We start from the raw sequence: 17,843 nt of genomic DNA, 5'->3' as shown, positions 1-17,843 counted from the left end.
ACTATTTCGCGAAATTTAAGAGCATCAGATATCGCGGAGCAAGCCGCTCCCATTCTAAACTTGCGGCTTTCTCATGGCCTCTGATGGCAAGACTTCTTAGGATTGCCGGATGGTCAATGGCTTTTCGCAAAGTATTGGCTAACTGTTTGATATTCCCTGGTTCAAAGGTTAAACCACAAGCATCGGTGACTAATTCTGCAAGTCCTCCTGCTCCGGAAGCAATCACCGGAACCCCGATGGCCATGCCCTCCAAGGCTACAAGCCCGAAAGCTTCACGCCGGCTGGGAACCACTAATCCTGCTGCCTGCCCCATCGAACGCCATACCTCTGAACTTGGCAGCCAACCCAAGAATTTGACTGATGCTCCAAGTTTTCTAGAATTGACAAGGCTTCTTAGTCGGGATTCATAGGAGCTGTCCGCCGCTTTTCCAATAATATTAAGCCGGACTTGCCGCCCGCTCTGCCTTACTAAATTTATAGCCAAAATTAAATCTTCGATCCCTTTATAATTCAGCAACCTGCCAACATAAAGAAACTCATTTGCTGTTTTTGGCTCCCAGCATTGAGGGGGCCGGGAAATGCCGAGGGATACGACTTCAGTTTTAGAGAGGTATCGAGGAAATCTATCCAGCAAATAGTTTCGTTCACTTTGGCTTATCACATGAATTCGCCGGCAGCGCAGCAAAAGATCCTCCTGAATATTAAATTGTGCTTGCAGCTCCGCCTCTGCTCTATCTCCCAATTCCTTGCGCAAAAAGGAATATACTGAATAAAGAATCGGTATTACGCCGCCGGAAAGGGTATAGGCTAGGGAGGTAAAATTAATGGCATGACAATGAATTAAGTCCCACCTTTGATTAAGTTCCGGGAATTCGTGAAGTACTGTTTCTGCCTTGATCATACCTAAGTTACCAAAATACTGACTGTTCCGAGGCAATCCTAAAACTTTCAACTGTAATCCACGCAGTTCCCATCTCGGCAGCGTCAGATCACTGCGCGGCACAATAACCGTTTGACCTACACCTAAGCGATTAAACAGGTGCAGAATACCACTGACTGCTGTACCTGCCCCACCAAAGCTCTCTTCCTCAAATTCGTTGGTCAAGGATAAGACATTCATTCAGATTACCTCCACACTTTCATTCTATGCGACAAGCATTAATGAGTGTAGAAGTTTTATTTAAATCTAACATAAAATTACATAATTATTTCAAAACATTTAGTAGCACAGAAATAAATTGTTATTTTATAAGTATGTATAAAAAACGGTTTAACTTTTTGTTATATTATCTAATTTTTGCCATTATTTACTAAGAACTGTTATTTTTAAATACAAATTAATCACTATTTAATAAATTATTCCGCTTAATTTAAAAGAGATATGCTATAATATGTCTTGTAAAGTGTCATAGAATAAGGTAGTTATTTCGTTGAAATAGTAAAAACATTTTGAGAGGAAAGTGTGTATGAGTGCTACAAAAGTTATGATCGTCGATGACTCGTTTTTTTCTCGAACACTTATAGCCGAAACTCTGCAGCTTGGAGGATGTGAAGTTGTCGGAGAGGCCGACTCCTTCGACTCTTTAATTGAAACATATAACGATTGCAAACCTGATATTGTTACCATGGACATTGTTATGCCTGGAACTGATGGTTTTGAATGCAGCAGATCCCTTCTGATGAATGATCCCTCGGCTAAAATAATACTTGTAAGTTCAATGAAAGATGAAGAAACGGAGGCGGAAGCTAAACGGATAGGTATCGCCGGATATGTTCAAAAGCCCGTCGATGGTGAATACCTTTTAAATGTCATTAAGAACATACTGTCACCGGATACTTTGTATGAACAACTTATTGAATTGGCCCCAGAGACGTTTAACGAAGCTATATCGCAAAATATCACGCGTATGGCTAAGACACCCGTATCCTTTGAGCCAATGGAAACATTTGATGTCAATTATGTCTCAAAAGGAATTACAACTGTTATCGGTATCATTGGACGATATTCCGGATCCATGATTTTGGATTTATCACTTGAAACTGCCGAACAAATTGTCGAAGCTCTTTTGCATCGACCCAGCAAAAATCGAGAAGAAGTGATAGCAATGGTAGCCGAACTTGCCAATATCATTGCCGGGGTGGCTTGCTCGATGCTGAATAAAAAGGACAAAACCTTTGGTTTACGTGTATCTCCTCCTAGTGTGTTTTTTAACAGTAGTTCTGAAATCGCCAGCCCAAATTTGAAAATGCAATCATCTCTTGCCCAAACGTCGTTTGGTCCAATCTTATTGGGAATTGGCTTTAAAAAAGGAGCGGCATCATGGATATAAATCTTATCAATCCACTAATCCTCTCATTTACTGAAGTACTTCCTCAGATTGGTTTTCAGTCTGTTGAACGCCGGGGTCTCTCCTTAATTGGCTCGACCTTAGATTATGATGGGGTACTTGTAAATATCTCTTTAGTAGGAGCCCTGAAGGGTGCTGTTTTAATCGGCATGAGCTTGGACTCAGCCAAGCAGTTTGCCTCAAAAATGATGATGGGTATGCCTGTAACAGACTTTGATTCTCTGGCACAAAGCGCAATCTCCGAAATGGGAAACATGGTATGTGCCAATACTTGTACCCAGTTTAGCAAGGTAGGAATCAATGGCCTTGATATCTCACCTCCGGTCCTGCTTATCGGTCACAATGGACAAGCTACCTTGCCGGTACCTCAAACAATCGCAGTTCAATTTGACGTCGATGGTATCCCGATTGATATCTATGTAGGTTTGATTGAAAGCAAATAGTTAATTACTCTTATTCCGGAGGAAAGCTACAATTAAATGTTGTACTTTTGATTAAACAGCAGGGGCTGATGCTCTGTAAACAATTTAGTTTGCAGAGCATCAGCCCCTAATTCTTTTCTAAAAGTTTTCGTTCCTGCCCTTTGTCTTCACTTAAATACGATACAAGCTTCCGATTCCCAATTAGGAATCACGAGCATATCCTAATTATTAAAGCAACATTTTATTAGACAGAGCTCGAGGAGGTAACTAATGCCAACCTTTATTTATCCTCCCTCAATCCCTTGGAATTGGATGTTTCAACGCCCGCAGCAGCTTCTTGCTCAGTTTTCGATGTCTGGCAATACTGTTCTTTATGAAGACTTAGGGAACTTCTCTCAGCCCAGAATTAGGAGTCTATCGCCTTACCTGCATCTCTGCCAAGGGATTTCCGCCACGAATATTTCTCATCCCCGTCCCCGCCTTCTATGGTTAACGGTTCCCTCACATATAAATTCTATTTCCCGCTATGATCCAGATCTGATTATATATGATGCAGTTGATGAACCTAAAGACGAGTTTGCCAGCTGGGCGCCGTACTATCCTTCAATTATTCAAAACGCAGATCTTATCTTCTGCAGCAGCCGAAGCATCTATGAATATTTTATTTCAAGACATCCGCGAGTTTATCTTGTACCCAACGGTGTCGATTATATCCATTTTTCGCCGCAGCCATCTCTGCGTCCCATTGACCTCCCGCAAGGGAAACCAATTATTGGCTACAGTGGAGCAATAGCCCCCTGGGTTGACTGGGAGTTATTAAAATTAGTGATCAAAGAGAATCCTGAATTTAACTTTGTATTTATCGGTGCCTTCTTTCAACTTCATCAATTTCCCTTAAACAACTATAAAAATGTTTTCTATTTGGGGTTGAAATCATATTTTGATCTTCCCGCTTATCTCCATCACTTCGATGTGGGTCTAATTCCCTTTCTGCAAACTGAGATGACAAAGGGGTGCAACCCCATCAAGCTTTTTGAATATTATGCCTCCGGCATCCAAGTGCTAGCTACACCACTTCAGGAATTGCTCGCCGTTCCAAAAATCAACTTAGAAAGTGATCCTCATCGCTTCTCTCTCCGCTTGCGTCATTTAGTGGCAGAAACAGATCCCAGCAAGGCGGAGCGTATGGCTTATGCTCAAGCCAATGACTGGACAGAGCGAAGCGGCAGAATCCTGCAGCAAATTTTAATCAGGAGCAATCGAAATCAAGAAAGTGTGTAACACCCTACAGGGCGATAGAATACAATACGTTGAAAGTCTCAGTCTAACTATTTCTCGATTCAAAAAAGGGGGGGAATACACACATGCTATTTGAAACCCATGCTTGGGTGACTCTCGACAACGCAGTCGCCATATATAACGTATACAGCGATGTGCTCGTCGCTACCATCCCTGTGGGCATTGCACCGGCTTTCCCACTGCGCACGCCGGATGGTACCAGAGTTTTAGTCCCTAACCAAGGGAGCAACACTGTCTCAATCTTATGCACATCGACGAATCGTGTTCTGGCAACTATTCCCGTAGGGCTTGCACCTACTGCCGTGGCCATTGACCCAACCAGCACCACAGCTTATGTGACAAACTCCGCAGCCGGAACTGTTTCCGTCATCAGTATTCCTACGGATACAGTAGTAGCGACTATTACCGTTGGTACAAACCCTGTGGATGTGGCCATTGCCCGTGACGGCAGCCGAGTCTATGTCAGCAATTCTGGAAGCAATTCAGTTTCCGTAATTAACCCTATTACGAACACCGTAATAGCTACAATCCCCGTTGGAACATCACCGAACGGTTTAGCACTCAGCTTAGATAATTCCAAACTCTTTGTTGTCAACAGCGGCGATAATACGGTCAGCGTCATCAACACCTCGAACAACACCTTAATCAGCACCATCCCTGTCGGCTTAAATCCCCAGAAAATCGCAGCCAACCCTGTAAACCCGATTTTCATGTATGTTACCAACTTCGGTTCAAACAGTGTAAGTGTCATCTCAACTGCCGGCCTTAACGTCGTTACCACGGTCCCTGTTGGTGTTAATCCTCTGGGTTTGGGTGTTACCGGAGACGGAACTCAAGTTTGGGTAGCCAATGAAGGGGACAGTTCTATCAGCATTATTAACACCACAACGAATACAATAGCAGCAGCGCTCCCCACATCGTTCCCTCCTCGCGGAGTTACCGTAGGAAGAGTGGGGTCAGCACTATCACCAAGTGAACCCATTGACCTGCTCGATCCCTATCAACTTGAAGAAATCACTGAATCGGTCTGCATCATCGTCGAAAAAGTTTATGCCAGCTGCATGCAAAGGGAATGTTTCCCGGCCTTTACTGTCACGTTACCAACAGGCGTACCTCCCTTTACCTTCGTCAGCATGACATTCGCCAACGGTGTTATTGTTCCTAGCAGCATTGTAATAACTCCTATCCCATCCCGCCCCAATTTCTCCAGAGTTCAATTTACGATTCAAATTCCTTACACCTTAACTCTGCGGGATTCAACAGGAGCTCTCTTTACACTCACAGGAAACCTCCCGGATATCAACAAGGACATTGTTATGTATTTCCCTCCGACACGACCGGAATTCGATTTCAATTTGCGGGTCGAAACGAGAACAGAAGTCTTAACGAGCCCCTTGTTTACAACAGCTTCAATCCAACTGGCTATCGGAAGTTTTGTCATAACCAAGGTAACAGGTGTAGTTCAGCTCCTCGTCCCGGCCTTTGGCTTCTGCCCAGAACCTCCGGTTTGTGAGGAATTCCCCGTTATTCCGGAAAATCCTTGCCTTAACTTCTTTGACACTACACTCACACCTTTCCCCAGTGATTTCTTCCCGCCGCAATTGGATAATTGCTAATCCTCTTAAATCTCATCTTATGAAATAATATGCCCTTCTAGTAAGAAAAGGGCCGTCTCAACGGCCTTTTCTTACATATTCAACAACCAAGGAAGTGATAACATTGGCTCAACTGAGCAAATCCAAATACATCCCTCATCTCCTGACCTATGAGAATGAATCTATGTATCTGCATATTACTCCTCAGGGATGTGCCCTTTTCAAACCGGAAAGTTCAGAGCCCTATTACCGCATCCAAGAGCCCCTGCTTTTAGCTGAAGGGATCATGACAGATATTAAAACGGTTCACCTTGTTGTTCTCAAAACGAACGGAGAACTGTGCTATACCCTAATTTCCGGATTTTCCAATCCTCAAACAACGCTTATCGCTAAATTAGATGTTCGTACGACAAAATACCGCCGGTTCCTGATTTTCCCTCAGGGAAAAATGGTACATATTTTCTATGCTTATTCCCATCAAGCAATTCGCGATCTTTGGCGTATTGAACATCGTTTTTGGAACGGTTCCACCTGGAACAGTGTCCATATGGGAGAAGTTGTTCATCCCCGTGAACCTCTTTATCACGTAAACCTTGATCAGCAAGGAAACCTCCATTTATTAACCATGACTTTTCAAGGAAGGCATTCTCTTCTTTTTACAAATCGTTTTAACGGAACATTTCATATCTGGGGATCTCCCACAGAAACACTGAAAATACCCGGTGAAGTCGTTGATATGACATCACTTATGACCACTGATAATGTCCAGCATCTCTTTTGGGTCGCAAAGGCTCCTAACGGCCATTATGAGATTCGCTGGGCCCAACAGACTAATGCCCTGGAATTAACAGGCAATTGGCAGCCCTCACCTGCACCCATTAAAACCTTCTCTCCTCCCTGGAGAAACTTGGGGGCCATCGAAATCAACGGAGTTCTTTGGCTTCTGGCCCATACCGGAAATGAAACGCTGCTGTTAAACGATGGTACCGGTTGGAAATCTGTCCTCACAAACAGTTTTTCACAACAGCCTCTTAAATGGATACACAACGGCCAACGGAATGTCCAGCAAACCTACTGGCTTGAAGACCAAGCAATACCCCGTACTCCTGCTTATTGCCATGAATTAGGCCTTAATCTGTGCCAAAGGCTCAGTCCCGATCAGGACACAACCTATATAACGCCGGTTAATCCGGCAGTGGTTCCTCCTCCTGTACCGGCTTTTCATCCCGAAACGATTTCTTTATCCTCAAATCCCTATCCCCTTCAAAGTCTGACAAGACAGGACCAAGTCGTTTCTTCACTGCCTATAGTTAAGGAAACGGAGGAACCCGAGATCACTCTAGAAATATTAAATGCCAGCCCAGAAGACATACCTTCCGTTGGATCAGAGGAATCCTCAATTCCTTCAGCCCTCGAACCAGCGACAGAAGAGTCGCCCTCTGCTCCTCCCTTGAAGGACAACTCAGAACTCGATCGTTTAATAGCCACAGTAGCCAACCTGGAACAAGAAAGTTCTAATCTAAATCTCGTTCTTCAAACTATGATGTCTAAGTTTGATCAAATCCTGGATGCTTTCGCCGAAAATACTCTCCGGGCCAAACAAGCGGAAAATCCCATACCCCCAATACCTGCAGAGCAATCCTCACCTGAGATTCCCCTGGAAGAACTTGAACCATTCATAGAAGCTATGGCTAATCTGGAAAAGGAAACTCAAACCATATCTCAAGTTCTCCAAACCATGCTCGTCAAACAAGAAGAAAGCGACTCTTCTCTGGAAACTTTGGGTCAACAAGTAAGTCAGCTCCAAGATGAGAAACGATCCGACCGATCAAAAGGAGGTTTCTGGAACAAATGGATAACTTAAATTTAAAGACAAATATTTCCGAAATCCTGTCTTTGTATCCTCAAACACTTACTGTTTTTCGCAAATTCGGTATTTCGGTCTCCGGCTGAGGAGCCAAAAGCATACTCAATATGAGCGTTGAGCAGGCTGCTCAACGATACCATCTCAATACTGCATCTCTGCTAAAATCTCTGGAGGTTGTCATTGAACATGGGCATCATCAATGGAGACACGATTGATGAAACTCTTGCTTTTAAACGATTCTCCCCTCTTAAACTATGGATTGACCTCAGGGTTTTCCTCAGAAGATGAGATCCGTTCCCTGCCCGTGCACCTGCCAAACTGGGAAACCCTTTTGGAGGAGCTGTTAAATCTCTGGAAACCCAACTATGCTTTCGCGGAAGGTGTATCTATCTCCACCGTGGCCAGAAAACTCTTCCCTTTGCTGCGCCGCCATTCCCTGCCCTTAATCTATTGGGCGATCGATGATCCGCCGGACTGGCGCCGCATGTCCCGCCCTTTAGCCCGGGGAGCCAGCCTCGTTCTCACCCCGGCTCAAGAATGTCTGCCTCTTTATCAACGGGAAAAAATCCGAGCCTCCTATTTCCATTTTGCCTGTAATCCCTCTTTTCACCGCCCCGTGCCGCCCTTACCTGAATACGAAAGTGATTTACTTTTGGCAGCCAATTATTATACATCCTACCCACACCGAAAAGTCGGTATTGAAACCATCCTAACACCCTTATTAGCAAGTAAATTGAATTTAAAAGTTTTTGGCAATGAGCAGTGGGTGGCCAATACCGACCGTTACACCTTGCCTCAAAATGTCTATCAAGGGTATCTGCCTTACACCCGTTTACCCTCAGCTTATTCCTCGGCCAAAATTGTTTTGGGCCTGCATTCAGTGATTAATTCTCCCACCATGATGAGCATGCGCACCTTCGAAGCCCTGGGATGTCGTGCCTTTTTTCTAACGCATTGGACTCCGGCCATTGAAGGACTTTTCAAAAACCACGTCCACTTAGTCTGGAGTCGCCATCCGGATGAAACTTTAGAACTTATTCAGTTTTATTTACAGCGAGACGATCTTCGAGAAAAAATTGCTCGTCAAGGTCAAGAAGAAGTCTACCAAAATCACACCTATCGTCACCGCATTGAGTCAATACGTGCGCTGCTCGAGAAGGGATAACTTAGGAGGAGTTTTTTTTGCGAGTCCTTTTTCAAGTCCGCCCGGATTTCCTGAAAAACCCTGCCGGAGATTCCGTTCAGATTGTATCCACCGGACAAGGGCTTAAAGCTCTGGGGGTAGAAGTTCATATTTCTACAGATCCCAATCTTGAATTAGAATCCTATGACCTTGTTCATATTTTCAACATCACCCGCATCAAGGAAAGTTATATGTACTTTTACAATGCTCAAAAACAAAAGAAAAAGATTGTCATTTCCCCTATTTATTGGTCACCTAATGCCTATTTAAAGCGAGAAGGAGCCAGCCCCAATGCCCTGGCGGCATGGAATCACATGCAGCCCATGCGGGGGCGTCTGGCAGCGGACGCAGATCTTCTGCTCCCTAACAGCCAACTGGAAATGGATGTCCTGCGCCGGGATTTTTCCAAAACAGCCTCTTATCGAGTCGTTCCCAATGGCTTTCCAGATTCATTCATAGGAGCAACTCCTGCTCGATTTCGGGAACAGTTCCCCAATCTGCCCGAAGAATTTGTTCTCTGTGCTGCGCGAATTGCTCCCAGAAAAAATCAGCATTGGCTGGCTGAAGTTTGTCAGGATCTCCATCTTCCGCTTATCCTGCTGGGACCTGTCAATGATCCTCAGTACTATCAACAAGTCACCGCTTTTTCCACCGTACACCATCTTGGAACTCTGCAAGGCTCCCTTCTCGCCTCGGCTTATGCGGCGGCTAAAGTCCACGCCTTGCCAAGCTGGTTCGAAACCCCGGGGTTATCGAGCTTAGAGGCCGGGGCCTGTGGTTCCGTCGTTATCTCGACAGATCAAGGAAGTCCTAAAGAATACTTCCAAGACATGGCCCTTTATGTGCGTCCGCTTGATAATTCCGGCCTGCGCAGGGCACTTGAACAATCCTTTGCTGCTTCGCCGCTCCCGCTCATGCAGCATATCCACAAACATTTTACCTGGTCGAAAGTGGCAGAAAAAACCCTAGCAGCTTACAGAACGATGATTGAAGATCATGAACCGAAACCTCCGGTTAGACCTAATGATGAAGCTTAATGGTTAAGCTGATGCCAAATGTTTTCGAGTTTGGTCTTCATATCGTTCTTCACACGTTCTGCCTGGACGCTGATATTAAGGAAATCCAAGACTCCGATCACAGATCCGCAATCTGAGCACTGGACAAAAAGTATTGCACGCGTGGTTCCTTCCAAATTATTAGCGTGGACAACCTCGAAATGAGTATTGCCGCATTTTAAGCATCGGGATTCCGCCATACTCACACCACCTTTCCTCTGTATTAAGGTATGCACAGTTAGTGAACTTGTTCAGCGAAAGCTGAACATCGGGTCTTCGGGGACTCCACCCCCCCACCGAAGCAGAGAACGGAGACCACTCCCACTTATAGAAGAAGTCTCACGATTGGATAAAATTACTCAAGGAGCCCATATTGTCAGGGCTCCTTGAGTTAACCGTTTTTTGCTGGTTGACTGCTACAAAATTCCTTGGAAGAAAATGTTCAAGGTTACAGCACTGGCTGCATTCACAGCACTATAGTACACCCGGGCATACTTAAGGAAAATTGAAGATACTAACGTGGTTAAGGAATTTTGGTTAATTGTCACCGGTCCTGCTTCAGTCAGCCAGTTGGTTCCGTCAGGACTGATCTGTAAATTGACAAGTGCTTGTGCGTTCGTTGCTAAGGATTCGTTGACCACACCGAAGGTCCATGTTCGCACGTCTAAGACATTGTAGGTTGTATCTCCACTCCCTGCAGTATCCGTGATATTGGCGTGAGTTGCGGAAACATCGGTTGTTGCACTGACAATGGCGAGTCCCGGTGAGGTTACGAGAATACCATTAACCGGCGGCGTAATGGATAGACCGCCAGTTGGCGGGGTAATGGCTAAACCGCTGGCTGGGGCTGTTACCGTTAAACCATTTGCCGGCGCCGTGATTGCCAGTCCTGTCGACGTGATCGACAAACCACCCGTCGGGGGAGTGATCGATAAACCACCCGTCGGCGGGGTAATGGCCAGACCGCTGGCTGGGGCTGTTACCGTTAAACCATTTGCTGGCGCTGTGATTGCCAGTCCTGTCGACGTGATCGACAAACCGTCGGTCGGGGGAGTGATCGCCAGCCCTGTGGACGTAATCGTCAGGTTACCCGATGAATCCGTGTTGAAGGCTGTGTTATTACTCCCGTAAATCTTAATCTTCACTTGGTCAGGGTTGTCTTGAAAAATTTTAAAGTTGGCCAAAGAATTCTCCCTTCCTTCCTTGTGCAATCCATTTTTTAACAGATTGCATACTATATGCTATTCCCATTTGTCCCGTAAAGTTTCACTTTTCGAGCGCATATAGTATTGCAGTGGAGAAAACTTAAAAAGGCAGAGAGATCATGGCCATAAAAATCAGTTTATGTATGATTGTAAAAAACGAAGCAGACAATTTAAACCGCTGCTTAAAGAGTGTATCCGATATTGTCGATGAAATCATCATTGTTGATACAGGTTCCACCGATTCAACCTGTGACATAGCTCAACAACATGGAGCAAAAGTTCACCATTTTCTTTGGAATGACAATTTTAGCGATGCTCGAAACTCCTCCTTAGATAGAGCTCAAGGGGATTGGGTACTTTTTCTGGACGCTGATGAAGAATTATCGCCTTCCAGCCGGGATCGTTTGACCCCATTACTTGAGTGCGAAGACATTGAAGGATATTTCGTGAAAATCATCAATTACCTGGGAAGGGAAGGGTGGACCGAAACCGTCCCCGATCTTGTTTTCCGGCTTTTTCGCAATAAGAAGGAGTATCGCTTTCGCGGAGCTATTCATGAACAAATAGCCGACGTTATTTTAGAGAAAAATACCCAGGCAAAGTATCAGATTGCCGAAGATTTTACAATTCTTCATTACGGCTATTCAGATCATTTGATCCAGGTTAAAGATAAAAAATACCGTAACATTTCGTTGATAGAAAAAGAACTTGCCAAACAACCGGCCAATCGTTTGCTGCAATTCCATTACGGCGTGGAGCTTTTTCGTGCTGAACGTTATACGGAAGCGTCCGAGATCTTCATCCAGGCTGCTGAAAATACTGACCCCCATACGATTTATTTCCCTAAGCTTTTACGCTACCTTGTGATCGCTCAACAGTCCTCCGGACAATTAAAGGAAGCTCTGAATACTGCGGAAATTGGTTTAAAGCTTTTCCCAAACTATGCTGACCTCTATTATTATAGCGGGCTCCTGCAGCGAGACCTTAAACATTATTCTCAAGCCCGGAATGCTTTTCTACAAGCTCTATCCATGCCGGAACAGCCTCCTCAATACGCTTCCTTTGGCGGGGTTAGAGGCTTTCGTTCGTATTACTGCCTGGCCCAAATTGCCGAATTGTTTTTAGATGAAGAAGAAGCACTTAAATACTATCTTTTAAGCCTTCGGGACAACCCCAATTTCACTCTTGCTCTGGAAAGCCTTGTCAGTATCTTGAAACCCGCTCAAGAACCGGACTATGCGGAGGAATGCCTTAAAAGAATTTGTGATTTTTGTACTCCTGAAGCAAACCGACTCATGGGAGAAATCTACTATAAACATGGAGCCTATGACCTTGCCTTAGACTATTTTGAAAAAGCCGCTGACGGCGTCCCGGTAATGTCGCAGCTTAAATTAAAAAGAGCAATTTGCCTCCTGCAGGCTCGAAGATACTTTGAAAGTTTAAGACTCCTGGAAGACTTTACTCCTGAAAGCCCCGACTATGCACTCGCTGTTTTAAATCGTTTGTTTTGCTATTGGCTTCAAGATATGCCTCACAAAGTTCGCTCCATATGGAAAGAACTCTATGCTCTGGGTTTAGAACAAAATACGGAAAATGTCCTCTCTTTGTTTTTAATGACACAGGATAAAACAAATCCTTCCGGGCAAATAAACCTGAATTCAGACGGCGTGCTGTTATTGCTGGATATTGTTCAGCGTCTCGTCAATTTACAAGAAATAGAGAGAGCCTTATTTTTCTTACAAACCATTACTTCGGAATGCTTATGTGAATATGCCCTGCAAATAGCCCAGATTTTTATGAACTATGGACAAGAAATTCAGGCCCTTCCTTTTTTAAATACAGCACTCGAACAAAAACCAACCTCCGAAATTCATTTTCAACGTGCAGAAATCTATTCCCATCTAGGTAAATTATTCGAAGCGGAACAGGATTACCAAGTCGCCCTGAAATTGGATCCCAACTCCCCCCGCCCTTACCTGCGACTTATTGATCTTTATACCGCTTCGCGGCAGAACATCCTGCAGGAAGCTTTGGCAAAATTCCCGGCCAATCAAACCTTCGTTAAGCTGGCAGAAGGAGGCTCTGATTATCATGAAGCCAAAGATTAGCCTAACGATGATCGTCAGAGATGAAGCTGCCTTTCTGGCTGAATGCCTGGAACATGTCCGCCATGAAGTTGACGAAATCATCATTGTCGACACAGGCTCGACGGATCAGACCTTAACCATTGCTCAGCGTTTTACCGACCAAATTTATACTTTTTCTTGGACTGGAGATTTCAGTGCTGCTCGCAACTTTGCGCTTCAACAGGCAGCAGGAGACTGGATCTTATCTCTGGATGCCGACGAAATTATCCAAGGTGAACCTGGCAGTCTTCGGATGCTTATTAGGGATGCAGGTGACAAAGAAGCATTTTTACTTCCTTTGCATAACCCGATTTCGAATTCCACCGGAGAATTTAATACGTTCTATGTCATAAGAATATTCAAAAATAATGATCTCTATCGTTACGTGGGAAAGATTCATGAACAAGTATCCATTCCCGACCCGGAAAAGGTTGGCCTTGCTCAAAGTCCATTGATAGAGCACAAACCTCTTCCTCTGCGCGTTCAGCATAAAAAGCGAAACCGCAATCTTCGCTTACTGCTCCAAGCATCAAAAGAAAACCCCCTGAATCCCTTTTTGCAGTATTATCTGGGAGTCGAATGGCTCATGCTCGGCAAAGGAAGCTATGCTCTTCCCCTTTTACAGAAAGCCTATCGCAGCCTCGGTGATGAAAATCTCCTTTTTCGTGCCCCGGCTTTGAAATATCTAATTCTTTGCTTGCGAGAGCTGGGTAAACCTGATGAAGCTTTTTGCCTCTGCCTTGAAGCAAGCCTCAGCTACCCCATCTACACAGATATCTTTTACTTCGGCGGAATTCTCCTGGAAGAGATGGGGGAATATCTTGCAGCCCTCAAATGGTTTAACCACGCACTCCTCTGCGGCAGTCCCCCGGCATTGTTTAGTCATCTTACAGGTTCGGAAAGTTTCTTAGCTCATTATCATCTTGGTTTTTGCTATGAAAAACTTGACAAAAAAGCTGAGGCTTTCAATGCCTATGTCACTGCTCTCGACACCAATCCCAAGTATCCCTACCCCCTCTATCCTCTCATTTTGATCCTGCTCAGTGAAAAAGGTCCGGCAAATTGTTATCAAATTCTAGCCCAAAAAGGATACCTGGCAAATCCGATCCTCTGCCTCACTGCGGCAAACTTATTCTATCTTTCCGGCCATGTTGAAGAAGCTTTCCTTTGTCTTGACTCTAACAGAGAATGCTTTCTTGAAGATAAACGTTTTCTCTTAGATTTAGGCAAGTACTGCATTTATTCCGGAAGGTTGAACATGGGGTTAAACCTATTACGTCAAATACCAAAGAACTCATCTTATTTTTCCTCAGCTCAAACTCTCTCCATCATTGCCTTAATCTTCCTCGGAAATTATCCGGAAGCAAAACTCTCCGCCATCCATCTCTGGCGAAACCCCTTAAACCGAGGTGAAGCATTCATTCTCCTTTCTATCATCCGTAATATTGTTCAAGATAACAAAGGTACTATTCAACCCGACCTGCCCAACATTCGTGAGCGAGAAACAATTCCCATGGCTACTGAACTCTATCAGGATTACCTCCGTTACCTGAATCACCCATCCTCTCGGAAATCCCCAAATCATTTTGTTCAGCGTTGGGGCGAAGCCCTGGAAACTCTTTTGAAGTCTTCTGAGAATGGTTTATCTTTTCTTCTTAGGGGATACGATCAAAGGCTGGAAAACCTCAAACAAAACTTTATAAAAATTTTCGGAAGCGAGTGGAGAGTCAATGAATATGTCAACTGTTAGTCTATGTATGATCGTAAAAAACGAAGCCGATTGCCTCCCCGCTTCCCTGAAAAGTGTCCAAGGTTTAGTGAACGAGATGATTGTGGTAGATACGGGAAGTAACGATAGAACACCCGATATAGCCCTTGCTTGGGGGGCAAAAGTGATTCCTTTTGCTTGGACCGGGGATTTCTCCGCCGCGAGAAATTTTTCCCTTGAGAATGCCTCTTCTGACTGGATTTTGGTTTTAGATGCTGATGAAGAACTTCAGACTGTGAACGTAGATTCTTTTTTCGAGCTTTTAAATAATCGGCAAGTGGAAGGCTATTTTCTAACCATTAAAAGCTATCTGGGGCCGTCACTGGGAGAATCGGAAGATCAAGCAGTGCGCTTATTTCGAAATAAACCGGAGTATCGATTTGAGGGAGCCATTCATGAACAAGTCACTCCGGCTATCCTAAGAAGAAAGGGAGGCACGGGCTTAACCTCTGCCAATCTTACAGTTCACCACTCGGGTTATCTTAAAGACCGTCTAAAATTAAAAAATAAGTTCGCCCGCAACTGCGAGATTATCCAAAACGAATTACTCAAAGACTCCGGAAACCCATTTCTTCTCTACTGTCTTGGACTGGAATACTACCAGCAAAACTCTATAGCGGCAGGACTAAATCACATGACGAAAGCCCTCGCCAACATGACTGGCCGTGAGGGATACTTTGAAGATGTGTTATTAAATGTGGCCCTTGGATATTTACAGTTAAGCGATGTAGTCAGCTTACGAAGTTTCGCAAACAAGGTACTCATCATGTACCCAGACCATGCGGATTTCCTCTTTCTTAGAGGAACGGCACACTTCTTGTTCAGGAACCACCCTGCGGCAAGATTAGACCTAGAACGCTGCCTCCAAATTGGCACTCTTAGACTTTTTACCCATGAGCAGGCAAAAAGTCTGCTCACAAATATCCTTCAAGCTTCTATGGATAGTCATCCTTTCGCTGAAACATCATATGAATTCCCTCTTCCTGCTAAAAACAATTGCATAATGTATGGTGATAACTACCCAAAGGAAAGGCAGGAACAAACAGCAATGAAACACCGGGTTCTGATTGCCAGCCCCGTCAAACAAAATGAAAAAATTCTCTCCGAATTTCTTGCTTCTTTGACTCAATTGAAGACAACAAATCTAGAAGTCCACTTTGCATTCATTGATGATCAAAATGACCACCAACTCCTGTCCCAATTTGCCCAAGATCAACCTAAGGTTCGAATTTATCCCGGTAACCTTAATGGGGATTATCTCCGCGATGAAACTACTCATCATTGGAGGGAGGACCTCATTTGGAAGGTTGCCTGTTATAAAGATCATTTTATTAAACTCGCCCTCGACGAAATGTTCGATTATCTTTTTCTCGTAGATTCTGATCTCTGGCTTAACCCTAATACCCTTGTTCATCTTCTTTCACTCAATAAAGATATTGTCTCCGAAGTTTTTTGGACTCGTTGGAACCCGGACTTAATTCCTCTGCCACAAGTATGGATTCGCGATCAATATACCCTCTATTCCTCGGGAAGAGATGAATCACTTACTGAAGAGGAAACAAATCTCCGAACACAGGACTTTATGCAAATGCTTTCCCGTCCCGGAACTTATAAAGTCGGAGGCCTGGGCGCTTGTACACTAATAAGCCGGCATGCTCTGGAACAAGGCGTATCGTTTCAGGAGATCTATAATTTGGGGCTGACCGGCGAAGATCGCCACTTCTGTATAAGAGCTGCAGCTTTGGGCCTTGAGCTCTTCGCTGACACTCATTACCCGCCGTTTCATATCTATCGGGAATCTGAACTGGAAAAATTACAAAACTACAAAGAAACTCTAGCAGAATTACAACAAGTTATCAGTCTCAACGAAATTCCGCCACTCCCTTCCCAACAAAAGCTTTCACAGTTGAATTCCCATCCGCAGGTTCATGTTGAAAAGGGAAAAATTACGCTGGCTATGCTGGTACGCAATGAATCCGACCGGTATCTTGAAAGAGTCCTTAAGCAAGCAACAGAGTATATCGACCAGGCAGTAATATTAGATGACGCCAGTGTAGACAATACTGTTCATCTCTGTCGGGAACTCCTTCGGGGAATTCCTTTAACTCTCCATTCTAACCACAAACCCATGTTTCATAACGAAATTTTTCTCCGCAAGCAACTCTGGGAAATGGCTCTGTCTTCCAATTCAGAGTGGATTGTCATTTTAGATGCTGATGAACTGTTTGAGGAAAATGCTCCAAGCCACTTGAGAGAATTGCTAAAGTACTCCCAAGATGTCGATTATTATAGCTTTCGTCTTTATGATCTATGGACTGAAACTCACTACCGTGATGACTCACTCTGGCAGGCTCACCATTGGTATCGTCCCTTTATTGTTCGCAATGTTCAAGGGTTTCAGGCAAAATGGCGGGAAACCCCCCAACACTGCGGAAGGTTTCCAGTTAATATTATTGAATTACGAAGCGCCGCCAGCCCTCTCCGAATCAAACATCTTGGCTGGATCAGACCGCAAGACCGTTTAGCTAAATACTACCGTTATAAAGAGCTTGATCCTGAGGGCACCTATGGAAAACTAGAACAATATCAATCAATTTTAGACCCGGCACCCAACCTTATACCTTGGGAGAAAGTCGATTTTTTCCCACCGTATGAAAAAAATCATGAGCAAAATTAGCACCCTTGCCAATGACCAAGCCGGTAATAATAAATCCTATGATTGGATTCGTTGTATTAACATTGATCAATAGTAAGGCGTTGATGTTACACTGAAAGGCAAGAACTAATCCGCAAGCTAAACTCAGAAGTTCTAAAGTTAAAGGTCTAAACTTATCCGGGAAAAATGGGATTGCATAAACGATATCCTTAAAGATTTCAACTATTTTTTCCACCACTACGGCCAAAATAAAAATTAAAGCTAAACCATCCATAGCCAAACACCCCTCTATATACGAGCCTCTCATGTAATCCAGTAT

General features: G+C 44.3%; 14 protein-coding genes. 10 read left to right on the top strand and 4 right to left on the bottom strand.

The features are described 5' to 3' along the window. Position 1: 1 nt before the first annotated feature. Positions 2-1,120: a glycosyltransferase family 4 protein gene (locus DESACI_RS02965; protein WP_014825684.1), complete on the bottom strand. Its 1,119-nt coding sequence runs from the start codon at positions 1,118-1,120 to the stop codon at positions 2-4. Positions 1,121-1,466: 346 nt separating this feature from the next. On the opposite strand from DESACI_RS02965, the gene DESACI_RS02960 reads away from it, so the two are divergent. The 7 genes from DESACI_RS02960 to DESACI_RS02930 all read left to right on the top strand — a co-directional run bounded on the left by DESACI_RS02960 (position 1,467) and on the right by DESACI_RS02930 (position 9,751). Further along, a complete protein-coding gene (locus DESACI_RS02960) occupies positions 1,467-2,330 on the top strand; it encodes a response regulator (protein WP_014825683.1) in 864 nt (287 codons plus the stop codon). Continuing rightward, positions 2,321-2,791 carry a chemotaxis protein CheX gene (locus tag DESACI_RS02955; protein ID WP_014825682.1) on the top strand — a complete coding sequence of 157 codons (471 nt, stop codon included), beginning with the start codon at positions 2,321-2,323 and terminating at the stop codon, positions 2,789-2,791. Before DESACI_RS02960 ends, DESACI_RS02955 begins: the two co-directional genes overlap by 10 nt. Before the next feature lie 249 nt (positions 2,792-3,040). Further along, entirely contained in the window at positions 3,041-4,051 is a 1,011-nt protein-coding gene (locus tag DESACI_RS02950) for a glycosyltransferase family protein (protein ID WP_014825681.1), read from the top strand. An 83-nt stretch (positions 4,052-4,134) separates the two neighbouring features. Further along, entirely contained in the window at positions 4,135-5,685 is a 1,551-nt protein-coding gene (locus DESACI_RS02945) for a YncE family protein (RefSeq protein WP_014825680.1), read from the top strand. Positions 5,686-5,788: 103 nt separating this feature from the next. Continuing rightward, a complete protein-coding gene (locus DESACI_RS02940; protein WP_014825679.1) occupies positions 5,789-7,528 on the top strand; it encodes a hypothetical protein in 1,740 nt (579 codons plus the stop codon). A 217-nt stretch (positions 7,529-7,745) separates the two neighbouring features. Continuing rightward, the gene (locus DESACI_RS02935) at positions 7,746-8,696 is read left to right on the top strand and encodes a CgeB family protein (protein WP_014825677.1); all 951 of its coding nucleotides are present in this window, start codon (positions 7,746-7,748) and stop codon (positions 8,694-8,696) included. 17 nt (positions 8,697-8,713) lie between these two features. Next, positions 8,714-9,751, top strand: a complete 1,038-nt coding sequence (locus DESACI_RS02930; protein ID WP_014825676.1) for a glycosyltransferase family 4 protein — start codon at positions 8,714-8,716, stop codon at positions 9,749-9,751. On the opposite strand, the gene DESACI_RS02925 is transcribed toward DESACI_RS02930, so the two are convergent. Both DESACI_RS02925 and DESACI_RS02920 read right to left on the bottom strand, forming a co-directional pair. After that, positions 9,748-9,969: a hypothetical protein gene (locus DESACI_RS02925; protein ID WP_014825675.1), complete on the bottom strand. Its 222-nt coding sequence runs from the start codon at positions 9,967-9,969 to the stop codon at positions 9,748-9,750. The two genes, DESACI_RS02930 and DESACI_RS02925, sit on opposite strands and share 4 nt — an antisense overlap. A 216-nt stretch (positions 9,970-10,185) precedes the next feature. Next, a complete protein-coding gene (locus tag DESACI_RS02920) occupies positions 10,186-10,953 on the bottom strand; it encodes a DUF6385 domain-containing protein (RefSeq protein WP_014825674.1) in 768 nt (255 codons plus the stop codon). A 140-nt stretch (positions 10,954-11,093) separates the two neighbouring features. Here DESACI_RS02920 and DESACI_RS02915 point away from each other — a divergent pair, with 140 nt between their 5' ends. The 3 genes from DESACI_RS02915 to DESACI_RS23395 are packed head-to-tail and all read left to right on the top strand — an operon-like array spanning position 11,094 to position 17,545. Beyond that, positions 11,094-13,082 (top strand): TPR domain-containing glycosyltransferase, encoded by a 1,989-nt coding sequence (locus tag DESACI_RS02915; RefSeq protein WP_014825673.1) that lies wholly within the window; start codon positions 11,094-11,096, stop codon positions 13,080-13,082. Next, entirely contained in the window at positions 13,066-14,850 is a 1,785-nt protein-coding gene (locus DESACI_RS02910; protein WP_014825672.1) for a glycosyltransferase family 2 protein, read from the top strand. The genes DESACI_RS02915 and DESACI_RS02910 overlap by 17 nt, the downstream gene beginning before the upstream one ends. Continuing rightward, positions 14,831-17,545: a glycosyltransferase family 2 protein gene (locus tag DESACI_RS23395; protein WP_014825671.1), complete on the top strand. Its 2,715-nt coding sequence runs from the start codon at positions 14,831-14,833 to the stop codon at positions 17,543-17,545. Before DESACI_RS02910 ends, DESACI_RS23395 begins: the two co-directional genes overlap by 20 nt. Here the strand turns inward: DESACI_RS23395 and DESACI_RS02900 are convergent. Beyond that, on the bottom strand, positions 17,484-17,798 hold the full coding sequence (locus tag DESACI_RS02900; RefSeq protein ID WP_014825670.1) for a hypothetical protein: 315 nt from the start codon (positions 17,796-17,798) through the stop codon (positions 17,484-17,486). The two genes, DESACI_RS23395 and DESACI_RS02900, sit on opposite strands and share 62 nt — an antisense overlap. Positions 17,799-17,843 lie beyond the last annotated feature (45 nt).

This window comes from Desulfosporosinus acidiphilus SJ4, assembly GCF_000255115.2.
In the GTDB taxonomy this organism is placed as follows: Bacteria; Bacillota; Desulfitobacteriia; order Desulfitobacteriales; family Desulfitobacteriaceae; genus Desulfosporosinus; species Desulfosporosinus acidiphilus.
This window is presented reverse-complemented; position numbering and strand designations above follow the sequence as displayed.